This window comes from uncultured Boseongicola sp., assembly GCF_937988555.1.
In the GTDB taxonomy this organism is placed as follows: Bacteria; Pseudomonadota; Alphaproteobacteria; order Rhodobacterales; family Rhodobacteraceae; genus Boseongicola.
The window spans coordinates 1-8,770 of record NZ_CALJXO010000027.1 but is presented as its reverse complement, the minus strand read 5'-3'; the positions used below and the strand labels follow the sequence as shown (position 1 = coordinate 8,770).

The 8,770-nt window shown below is 56.6% G+C and carries 8 protein-coding genes; 5 read left to right on the top strand and 3 right to left on the bottom strand.

What is annotated here, in order from left to right; genetic code table 11:
* Both Q1B15_RS01470 and Q1B15_RS01465 read right to left on the bottom strand, forming a co-directional pair.
* Nucleotides 1-798, bottom strand: a 798-nt coding sequence (locus Q1B15_RS01470) for a tricarboxylate transporter (protein ID WP_299749073.1), incomplete at its 3' end; no start/stop codon positions are given.
* A gap of 57 nt (nt 799-855) precedes the next feature.
* The gene (locus tag Q1B15_RS01465; RefSeq protein ID WP_299749070.1) at nt 856-1,731 is read right to left on the bottom strand and encodes a fumarylacetoacetate hydrolase family protein; all 876 of its coding nucleotides are present in this window, start codon (nt 1,729-1,731) and stop codon (nt 856-858) included.
* A gap of 114 nt (nt 1,732-1,845) precedes the next feature.
* On the opposite strand from Q1B15_RS01465, the gene Q1B15_RS01460 reads away from it, so the two are divergent.
* The 5 genes from Q1B15_RS01460 to Q1B15_RS01440 all read left to right on the top strand — a co-directional run bounded on the left by Q1B15_RS01460 (nt 1,846) and on the right by Q1B15_RS01440 (nt 8,378).
* Nucleotides 1,846-2,571: an FCD domain-containing protein gene (locus tag Q1B15_RS01460; protein WP_299749067.1), complete on the top strand. Its 726-nt coding sequence runs from the start codon at nt 1,846-1,848 to the stop codon at nt 2,569-2,571.
* Nucleotides 2,568-3,311 (top strand): sulfite exporter TauE/SafE family protein, encoded by a 744-nt coding sequence (locus Q1B15_RS01455; protein ID WP_299749063.1) that lies wholly within the window; start codon nt 2,568-2,570, stop codon nt 3,309-3,311. Before Q1B15_RS01460 ends, Q1B15_RS01455 begins: the two co-directional genes overlap by 4 nt.
* Nucleotides 3,312-3,323: 12 nt before the next feature.
* Nucleotides 3,324-4,253, top strand: coding sequence for a fumarylacetoacetate hydrolase family protein (locus tag Q1B15_RS01450; protein ID WP_299749060.1), 930 nt, complete (start codon nt 3,324-3,326; stop codon nt 4,251-4,253).
* A 376-nt stretch (nt 4,254-4,629) separates the two neighbouring features.
* Nucleotides 4,630-6,489: an ABC transporter ATP-binding protein gene (locus Q1B15_RS01445; protein WP_299749057.1), complete on the top strand. Its 1,860-nt coding sequence runs from the start codon at nt 4,630-4,632 to the stop codon at nt 6,487-6,489.
* Nucleotides 6,486-8,378, top strand: a complete 1,893-nt coding sequence (locus tag Q1B15_RS01440; protein ID WP_299749054.1) for an ABC transporter ATP-binding protein — start codon at nt 6,486-6,488, stop codon at nt 8,376-8,378. Before Q1B15_RS01445 ends, Q1B15_RS01440 begins: the two co-directional genes overlap by 4 nt.
* 81 nt (nt 8,379-8,459) lie before the next feature.
* On the opposite strand, the gene Q1B15_RS01435 is transcribed toward Q1B15_RS01440, so the two are convergent.
* The coding region (locus tag Q1B15_RS01435) for a gamma-glutamyltransferase (protein WP_299749051.1) at nt 8,460-8,770 on the bottom strand (311 nt) is incomplete at its 5' end.

Below are 8,770 nucleotides of genomic sequence, written 5' to 3'. Positions count from 1 at the left end.
CCACTCGATACCTGCAGGTGCCTTACCGTTCAGCTCTTCATAGACCTCGTAGACCGATGGCAATTCTGGCGCGATCGGATCGCGCTGGGTCAGATTGCCGTCAGCATCTGCGGCGCCACCGGTCCAAAGCGGAACGGCTGTGCCGGCCTCAACGGACGGGACGACCTGGGTTAGGTAGACCGGTGTGAACTGATAGTCGATGTTCACCTCGCCCTGTTCGAACGCAAGCCGCACCGGACCGCGTCCATTAAAACCAAGCACCGATTTCACATCAACCCCCAGAACCTCGAAGGACAACAGGCCCGGCAAGTCAGATGCTGCAGCGGCGATGCCACCATAGATCAGCGGAACGTTAGAGCTTTTAATGTCAGCGGCACTGGTCACCCCTGTCGAAGGCGACACATAGGCCACTGCACTGAACGGATGGCTGTAGGCGACGCGATAATCCGCCAGTTTGTATTCCACGCCCTCTTGTCCAAGCACGAAGGGGTTAGCCGTCGATGACGTGGTGAACAGGATCGTGGTGCCGTCCGAGTTGGCGTTCTGTTCAAACCAGTTGGCCCCCAGGATCGACCCTCCACCGGGCCGGTCGATAACGTTTATCTCGGGATTGCCTGGCAGATGCTTTTCGAAATAGGGCTCAAGAAACTTGGCTGAAACGAAAGTCGCGCCGCCCGGGCCGAAGGGCACGATCACGTCGATGCTTTTTCCCGCGAAGTAGACCTCTTGTGCTGCAAGCGGTGCAGCAGTTAGTCCCGCGAACGCCGCTGCTGCGGCAAGGGTCATTGATGTCTTCATGGTTGTATCCTCCCTGGAATTTTCCATCAGTCTAAATCGGTCTGGCCGGATTGAGTGTCAGCCAATCGTGTTGTTCAACTCTCCAAGCCCGGTGATGCGCACACTCATACGATCACCCTTGGCGAGATACTTGGGCGGCTTGAAGCCGATGCCAACCCCATCGGGGGTGCCCGTGGCGATGATATCGCCAGGCAAAAGAGTCATAGTCGCGGACATCGTCTCGATCAGAGTAGGAATGTCGAAAATCAGATCGGCGACCGATGCTTTCTGGCGAGGTTCGCTATTGATTTCGGTCTCAAGCACCAGCTTGGTTACATCTCCGACCTCATCTGACGTCACAATGTAAGGTCCCATCGGGCAGAATGTATCGATGCCCTTTCCGATGACCCACTGATTGTGATGACGCTGCAATTCGCGCGAGGTGACATCGTTCATGACCACATAGCCGAAAACCTGATCATAGGCCTTATCCTTGGGCACCTGGAAAGCGCGCGTGCCAAGGATGACACCAAGCTCGCCCTCGTAGTCCACGGTCTGCGTCGGGTCGAGCGAACCGCGCACCACGGCGTCCGGTCCTACAATACTTGTCGTGGCCTTGGTAAAGATGATCGGTGCGCTTGGCACAGCCTCCTTCCCGCTGGAATCAAATCCGCTGGAGTGAAACTCGTTGGCATGTGCAAAGTAGTTTTTTCCAACACAGAACACGTCACGGCGCGGTTCAGGAATTGGAGCCAGCAGTGTTACATCTGCCAGCGCAACGCGCTCTGCGTTTGCACCTTTCGCGGCCCAATCCTGGATACCCTCCGGTCCGGTTTCAATCAGGGAGCGCACAGCATAGGCCGCATCCTCGCCTTCGGCACAGACCACGATCTGCTTGCCGTCAACAAAGCCAGCACCGATTTTCCCACCACTTCTAAACGTGACCAGTTTCATTTTCTCGACACAACTCCATTTTATCGATAAAATTGGATTACATATAGAATCAAGCCTGTCAATATTGAAATAAATCTGTCAAAGAGCGCCCAAGCAGCAAATTAGGAAACGCCTTTGAGTGACCTCAACCTCCTGATCAACGCCACCGCTACTGGCTTGACGCTGGATGCCGGCGAGACGCTTGCCCAGGCCGCCCATCGGGCGCTGCGCGTCGACATTATTAGCGGTGTACGCCCCCCCGGAGAGCGGTTGCGGATCGAAAAGCTGAAAACGCTTTACGAAGTGGGTCCGACTCCACTGCGCGAAGCATTGCAGATGCTTGCCACCGACCAATTGGTGATCGCAGAAGGAAATCGTGGATTTACCGTCGCGCCACTTAATCTGATCGAATTCCAGGATCTGAACATCGCCCGTACTGAAATCGAGTTGGCCGCGTTGCGGCTCTCGATCGCCAAAGGCGATACGGAATGGGAATCCAAGGTGGTCGCGGCAAGCTATCTTATGCGCAAACAGGACGCGGCGCTGGCTCAGATCACTTCCGGTGTTCCCGACGCCTGGGAAGATGCCAACACGGCCTTTCATTCCGCAATGGTCGCGGCTTGTGGTTCCAAATGGCTTTTGAAGGTGCGCGCCAGCCTACATGATCAATGCGCGCGCTATCGACGCGCATCAGTCTATCAAAAACTGGGACAGCGCGACCTAGATGCCGAACACCAGGCGATTTCAGACGCCGTGCTGTCACGTGAGGCTGGCCGTGCCTGCGAGCTGACAGCTCAACATTTCGCGCTGACCGCGACAAGTCTGCCTGATGCCGTGCTTAAAAAGCCGCCGCATGGATGACAGCTCAGTTTGCGCTATTCCTGGCCGCAGGAGTTTTGGGTGGTATCGTGAACGCCGCGGCGGGCGGCGCCAAACTTTTCATTTTTCCGATGCTACTGGCCGCAGGGCTACCACCGCTGGCCGCCAACGCGACGGGCACCGCCGCCGTCTGGCCGTCTCAACTGCCCGCAATATGGGTGCTTCGGCACGAGTTACTGGACAATATACGCGGGCTTGTAAGGCTGATGCTACCTGCACTGTTAGGCGCCTTCTGCGGAGCCATGGCGCTGATCTGGTCGTCCGAAAAGGCATTTCTGGCAGTCATACCTGTGCTGCTGATCATTGCGGTAATCGCAATCCTACTGGGCAACCGCCTGACCGATATCATGAAGCGCCTTTTTCCAGGCGATCGCCTGCAATCGGTCACAGGGATATTGCTCTTCGTGACTGGCATCTACGGCGGCTACTTCGGCGCAGGCTACGGGTTTATTTTGCTAGCAGTGCTGTCGCTGGCGGGCATGGGCATGCGAAAAGCGAATGCCACCAAGAACCTTTTCGCTTTCAGCATGAACACAGTTGCGGTGATACCACTGGCCTTTTCGGGTCTGATCGACTGGGTCGCAGCCGGAACGGTTCTGGCTGGCGCATTGGCGGGCGGCTATATGGGCGCACGGCTGACGCAACTTGTACCCGATAAGTATCTTCGCATTGGCGTTGCGGGACTTGGGGTTATTCTGACCGCCGCTTTTCTGTCACGATAAAGGAGGACTTCAATGCGTATATGTCGGTTCGAATTGGACGGTGCTACACGGTTTGGCGTGCTGGATGGTGACACGGTAATTGACCTTTCGACGGGAGCCTTTTCGGACATGACGGCCTTTATTTCGGGGGGGGCCGCGGCGCTTGGCGAGGCGCGTCGGATGATGTCCGATGCGGCAGAAACAGATCGGCATGAGTTGAAGCGCATACATTTGCTGGAGCCTGTGGTGCCCTCGACCGTACTCTGCGCGGGCAGCAACTATCATGCTCACAATGCGGAAAAGCTAAATACCCCGCTCAGTGGCAAGGAACCCGAATTCTTCGTCAAGACATCCGATTGTGTGATCGGACCTGGAGAAAGTATCATCTGCGATCCCAAACTGACGCAAAAGCTGGATCTGGAAACAGAACTGGCCGTAGTCATTGGGAAACCCGGCCGCCATATTCCGGTGCATCAGGCGCTAGATCATGTCTTCGGCTATACTGTCGCTAATGACGCGACCGCCCGCGATCGGCAGGTGCGAAGGACGCCGGAGGGATTCACTTGGTATGAATTGGGGCGCGGCAAGGCTTTTGACACAAGTCTGCCTCTTGGTCCCGTCATCGTCACCGTCGACGAACTGCCCGATCCTCAAGCGCTCACACTACGCACTCGGATCAACGGCGAATTGCGTCAGCAAACAAGCACGGCCGATATGATCTGGAGCTGCGCGGAACTGATCCATTTCTTCTCGGTTAACTTCACACTCAAGCCTGGCATGGTCATTCTGACGGGAACGCCCGCAGGCACGGCCTGGTCGACCGACAAAGAGTTAGGCGGCAACTGGTCTCCCGCGCCAGGCTTGACCCCCGCAACGCGCTACTGCCTGCCCGGAGACGTAGTCGAAAGCGAGATCGTTGAAATTGGTGTCTTGCATAACAGCGTGGTCGGCCCAGACACATAAGGTAATTGAATTTTTTCTCTCAACTATCAGATGACAGCCAGCTTAGGACGTTGCGCCAGTTTAGTCAGAATACACCAACGCTTGAGTGGTTCGTGAGTGGAATAATTGTGGACGGGGGCGTGAACTGGCGGCGTACGGAGGATACTTTGGCCATTCAACGCTTATTCCCCGCCGTCAGATCGGTCGTCGAGGAGGCATGATAACGCCATTCACGGCGGTCAAAGAGCCACCATGCCGGCTCAAGATGGCTTTTTGTGTCAACGCCCCGAGCCGCGCCGACTTCATTTCACGATCAAACATTGCCAGTCTCTCAGACATTAGACTATTAGTTCGAGCCATATGGAGGCCGCGACGCTCAGTCCGCAGCAACAATTGAATGACAAAAAACTCCCAATCTGGCCGTGACGTTAGTTCCGACCGGATATTTCGCCGAACAGCCACTGTTGACCCACACGCAGGGCTTGGTGCCATCGCCCGCATCACGCGGATGTCGTTTCGCTATCCCGTGCGCGCCGGGCTAGCGCTGGCGGCAACTGTGGCCGCGGTACTTATGCAATTATCGATCCCAGTTCTCCTGGGGCGCGCGGTGGATCAGACCCAAGCCGTGGCCGCGGCAGGGGCCGAACCCGAAACGCTTTACCAGATTGCAGTGCTATTGTTTCTGGCAAGCGTTGGACGCGGGTTTTTCACACTTATCCAAAACTACACCGCAGAATCCGTCGGGCATTCGATGGCGCGCGATATTCGCAATGCTGTTTACGGAAAAATCCAGAGCCTGCCCTTTTCGTTCCACGACCGGACCCATTCGGGAGATCTGATCACGGTTGGAATGCTGGACCTGGAAGGTGTGCGGATGTTTTTTTCCACCGCACTGGTGCGCACCGTGCTTCTGGGCCTGTTGATCGGGCTTGGAGCGACGCTGTTGCTGTCGACCAATCTAAGTCTTGGCCTGCTCGCACTATCATTCGTGCCCTTCGCGGGATGGCGCAGCACGGTTATGCGACTGGCTCTCCGCCGGACCTGGCTTACCCTACAAGAAAGGCTGGGCGTTCTCAGTCAGGTAATGGAGGAAAACCTTGCCGGTATTCGCGTGGTTCGCGCCTTTGCCTCCTCAGAGTACGAAATGGCAAAGTTCGAGGTCGCCTCAAAATCGGCGCTGGAACTTAGCCATCAAAGGATCGAAACTCGCGTCAAGAACACCTCTGCGATGACGCTGGCATTCTTTGCCGCCATGGGGTTGGTCCTGTATTTTGGCGGACGGCAGGTAGCGTCAGGGGAAATCACGCTGGGCACTCTGGCCACTTTCCTGACCTTTATGACCATCCTCCAGATGCCAGTCCGGCAGCTGGGCATGATGGTTAATGGATACGCTCGCGCCTCGACCTGTGGAGCGCGTCTATTCGCTCTCATTGACCACGAAACCGAAATCGACAACGCACCGGACGCGCAAGATCTGAAGATAACCGACGGAACGCTGAAGCTTGAAAATGTTAGCTTTGCATACGCGGGGAACGCGGACCGAAAGGCAGTGTCAGGCATCAGCTTCGAGGCACACAGGGGCGAGACTGTCGGCATTGTCGGCCCGCCAGGCTCCGGGAAAACGACTTTGATGCACCTGATCCCGCGTTTTTACGATCCCACACAAGGCTCCATCAGCATCGACGGCCAGGACATTCGCGATGCAACCCTGGCGTCAGTTCGTCAGGCTGTGGCTGTTGTCCAGCAAGACAACTTCTTGTTCACAACCTCAATCGAAAACAACATCGCCTATGCCGATCCCTTCACTGAGACGCGCCAAATCCGCGGCGTCGCGGAGTCCGCGCAACTGCATGATTATATCCTTGGTTTGCCCGGCAAGTACGGCACGATCGTCGGCGAGCGCGGTGTGTCGCTGTCCGGCGGCCAGCGCCAGCGACTATCTATAGCGCGCACGCTTATGATGAAGCCTGCGGTCTTAATCTTCGACGATTCCACGGCCGCCATTGATGCCGGCACAGAAAACCGCATTCGAAGGGCACTAAAAGAATATGCCAAAGATCGTGTGACGCTGATCGTGGCCCATCGGCTGGCAAGCCTGATGCACGCTGATAGGATCCTGTTTCTGGAACGCGGGCGGATCGTTGAACAAGGCAGCCACGAGGAATTGTTGAAGCTGGGAGGACGCTACAGCGACTTGCACGCACTGCAGATGCGTCCAAATGCCGAGATGCTGGCCGAGAAGGTCGATGTACCATGAGCAAGACAAGAGCCGATGAGCCGCGTGACCCGCACGAGGATGAACGCCCACGTATGCGCGCAGTTGTCGGATCGGAGCGCATCGAAGAGGAGATCTTTGGGCGGGTGTTCGACGGCAAGGTCGCTCAGCGGATCTGGCAGTTTGTCCGCCCCTACAAACGCCATGTGGCGATTTCCGTTGCCGCCGTGGTAACATTCACAGGCTCGCAGCTGACAATCCCGCTTTTAATCCGCTATGCAATCGATAATGGAATGGCGCCGGATACGCCCCCCACCGTGCTGCTGGGCGTCCTGGCAGTCTTTGCTATCGTCGTCGCCATTAATTTTGTTGCTTCCCGTGTGCAGGAGATCGTGACCGGCCGAATGGCCGAGGACGTTCTGTTCGATATTCGGCGCGCAATGTTCAGCCATTTGCAGCGCGTGTCGCTCTCATTCATGGACAAAACCGAGGTCGGCCGGCTGATGTCGCGTTTGCAAGGCGATGTGAACTCGATGCAGGAATTCCTTGAAACCTCGGTGCTCGCTATAGGGGACCTGCTGCTCCTTTTTGGGATCGTAGTGGTTATGCTTTGGCTCGACTGGCAACTGGGGTTGATGGTCCTGATCGTCATTCCGATACTATTCGGGGTTCGCATCTTGTGGCTAAGCCGGGCCCGTGCCGCGTTCATGGCTGCCCATGAGGCGAACTCCATCACCAATGGCGCTCTGGCCGAGGCTATTCACGGCGTGCGTGCCGTTCAAGCCATGAACCGCGGCACCCTGAATGCCGAACTTTATGGGCAGCTCGTTGACAATACTTACAATGCCCAACTGCGCGCCTCGAAACTGGCGCAGATCATGATCCCGATTGTGGACACTCTGACAGGCAGCGCTATGGCTGTGGTGGCCTTGGCCGGTGGCATGATGGTGGTGTCAGGGCGTATCGAGGTCGGCGTCATGGTGGCGTTCCTGTTCTATATCCAGCGGTTCTTCGACCCAATCCGCTCGCTGACAATGCAATATTCGGTAATGCAGCGCGCGATGGCTTCTGGCCATCGTCTAACAGAAGTTCTGGACGTCGATGTCGATGTCGAAGACGCCCCCGATGCGACGCCGCTCGGGGATTGCGATGATGGTTCGGTCGAATTCCGCAATGTGAGCTTCGGCTACAATCCGGAGCACCCCGTGCTCAAAGACGTTAGTTTTCGCGTGAACTCTGGTGAAACGGTGGCGCTAGTCGGCCCGACCGGCTCTGGGAAATCAAGCTCAATGGCGCTGATACACCGGTTTTACGACGTGCAGGACGGCGCGGTTTTGGTTGGCGGGCGTGACGTGCGAGACGTCACACAGAAGAGCCTTGGACGCCATATCGCAATGGTGCTGCAAGAGCCCTACCTATTCACCGGGACAATACGGGAAAACATTCGTTATGCCTCCGACTGGGCCGATGACGATGCGGTGGTTGAAGCCGCAATAGCCGTTGGCGCGCATGAATTCATCGAGGCACTACCACAGGGGTATGACACCAAGCTGGCAGAGCGCGGAAGCAACCTGAGCCTTGGACAACGCCAGCTGCTTAGCTTTGCTCGCGCGCTGGTTGCAGATGCTAAAATTCTGGTGCTGGACGAGGCTACCGCCAATATCGATAGCTACACCGAAATGCAGATTCAGAAAGCGCTGCAGAGACTGCTGGAAGGGCGTACCGGGTTGGTCATCGCGCATCGCCTCGCCACGATCCGGAATGCCGACCGCATCATCGTTCTGCAACAGGGGCGGCTGGTAGAGCAAGGTAACCACGATACTCTGATCGAGCTCGGAGGCCTCTATGCGCAACTCTACCGGCTCAACTATTCCAGCTTCGATGATCTGCCCGATGCAATGTCCGATGAAGACCGGGCACTTGCCACCTGATTTGATACACACTTCGTAGTCAGAACATTTCCGTGCTCGCACAAGAAACAGAAGACCGATCGTGCACTGGCGCTGATCGTTCTATTCGCCAAGCGCTATTCCCTCTCGGCGGGGGTCCGCACCACCTTGTAATTGGTCGCCTATCGCTATCGCATGCAGTCCCGAGTTAAGGCCTCTGGATTTTACTTCAAACCCAAGGTCAGTCAGCGGTTCAGCGAGGTTTTCAGCCCCCGTACCCGCTTCCAAGTCATATGTACCAAAGCGATTTACGAGATGCGGCATCGAAACAGCCCGCTGCATGTCCATGCCCCAATCCAAGTGGGCGATGATGCCTTGCGCGACATAGCCAATGATGCGGCTGCCGCCAGGGCTGCCTATTACAAGGATAGGCA